The sequence below is a fragment of the Citrobacter sp. TBCS-14 genome (genome assembly GCF_005280805.1).
GTDB classification, from domain to species: domain Bacteria; phylum Pseudomonadota; class Gammaproteobacteria; order Enterobacterales; family Enterobacteriaceae; genus Citrobacter; species Citrobacter gillenii.
Window position 1 is genome coordinate 1 of the sequence record NZ_SZWM01000244.1, and the last position, 266, is coordinate 266.

Here is a 266-nt window from a genome sequence, read left to right on the forward strand (position 1 = left end):
TTCCGGTACGCGCAGCAAATACTGGCGCAGCTCATCGCGGTAGGCATCCGTCGCGGTGGGTTGATACAGGGTGTTCGGATCCAGCAGTTCATCGAGCAACAGCGGATACCGCGCCAGCTGGCTGGCAATCATCGGCGAGGCGGCACAGAGCGAAATCAGGTGCTTAAGCGCTCCCGGGAATTCACTCAGCAGCTCCAGATAGGTCGTGCGGGTCACAATGCCCACCAGCAGCGGTGTGATGCGCGACAGCGGTATTGAGGCGTCGT

1 protein-coding gene is annotated in these 266 nt (G+C 60.9%); it reads right to left on the reverse strand.

Going from position 1 to position 266, the window contains the following annotated elements:
- Nucleotides 1–266 (reverse strand): hypothetical protein (locus FDX22_RS12290; RefSeq protein WP_146717264.1); only part of this gene is annotated, 266 nt, incomplete at both ends.